Source organism: Escherichia sp. KTE172 (assembly GCF_000408845.1).
Classification (GTDB): domain Bacteria; phylum Pseudomonadota; class Gammaproteobacteria; order Enterobacterales; family Enterobacteriaceae; genus Escherichia; species Escherichia coli.
Genome location: NZ_KE137316.1, coordinates 2,930,915 through 2,932,464 on the forward strand (window position 1 = coordinate 2,930,915; position 1,550 = coordinate 2,932,464).

Below are 1,550 nucleotides of genomic sequence, written 5' to 3' on the forward strand. Positions count from 1 at the left end.
ATTACCGAACGCATCGGTCACCCTCGCCCGCAGCGTGTTCGCCGTCGAACCGTCCGCCTCTGAACCATCCTTAATGACCACCAGGTCCGCGATCTGCGCCGTGCTGGCATCGGCGATAAATGTGACATCCCCGCTCTGACTGCTGCTGTTAATGCTGGCGGTGACCGCACTGGTGCCCGCCATCTGGCTGGTGACAGAGATCTCCACCGTGCCGTCCGGCTGTGTGGTGACCGTCGGAGCAGTCGTGGCACCGTTGCCTGCCAACACGCTGACCGTCTGCCCGGCAAGCGCATTACCGAACGCGTCGGTCACCCTCACCCGCAGCGTGTTCGCCGTCGCACCGTCTGCCACCGCGTTATCCTGGCTAACGACCAGCTCCGCTATCTTCGCCGTCCTGACATCAGCGATAAATGTCACGTTCTGGCTCAGGGTGCTGTTGTTGATGCTGACGGTGACCGCACTGATTCCCGCCGTCTGGCTGGTGACAGAGATCTCCACCGTACCGTCCGGCCCTGTGATGACCGTCGGAGACACCGTTGCGCCGTTGTCCGCCAACACGCTCACCGTCTGCCCGGCAAGCGCATTACCAAATGCATCGGTTACCCTCGCACGCAGCGTGTTCGCCGTCGAACCGTCCGCCACTGAGCCGTCCTTAATAACCGCCAGGTCCGCGATCTGCGCCGTCCTGACATCGGCGATAAACGTGACGTTCCGGCTCTGGCTGCTGCTGTTAATGCTGGCAGTGACCGCACTGATTCCGGCGGTCTGGCTGGTGACAGAGATCTCCACCGTGCCGTCCGGCTCTGTAATCACCGTCGGGGCAACCGTTGCACCGTTGCCTGCCGTCACGCTGACCGTCTGCCCGGCAAGCGTATTACCGAACGCATCGGTCACCCTCACCAGCAGCGTGTTCGCCGTCGAACCGTCTGCCACTGAGTTATCCTGCGTCACTTCCAGCACCGCAATCTGCGCCGTGCTGACATCGGCAATAAACTTCACGCTCTGGCTCTGGCTGCTGCTGTTGATGCTGGCGGTGACTGTACTGGTACCCGCCGTCTGACTGGTGACAGAGATCTCCACCGTGCCGTCCGGATGCGTGGTGACCGTCGAAGCAACCGTTGCGCTGTTGCCTGCCGTCACGCTGACCATCTGCCCGGCCAGCACATTACCGAACGCATCGGTGACCTTCACCCGCAGTGTGTTCGCCATTGCGCCGTCAGCCACGGCGTTATCCTGCGTCACCTCCAGACTCGCGATCTGCGCCGTCCTGACATCGGCGATAAATGTCACGTTCCTGCTCAGGCTGCTGTTGTTGATGGTTGCAGTGACTGTACTGATCCCCGCCGTCTGGCTGGTGACACTGCTCTCCACCGTCCCGTCTGGCCCTGTGATGACCGTCGGGGCAGTCGTTGCGCCGTTGCCTCCCAACACGCTCACCGTCTGCCCGGCAAGCGTATTACCGAACGCATCGGTCACCCTCGCCCGCAGCGTGTTCGCCGTCGAACCGTCCGCCTCTGAACCATCCTTAATGACCACCAGGTCCGCGATCT

1 protein-coding gene is annotated in these 1,550 nt (G+C 62.3%); it reads right to left on the minus strand.

Translation table 11 applies throughout. The features are described 5' to 3' along the window. Positions 1-1,550 (minus strand): Ig-like domain-containing protein (locus G434_RS30350; RefSeq protein ID WP_222859309.1); only part of this gene is annotated, 1,550 nt, incomplete at both ends.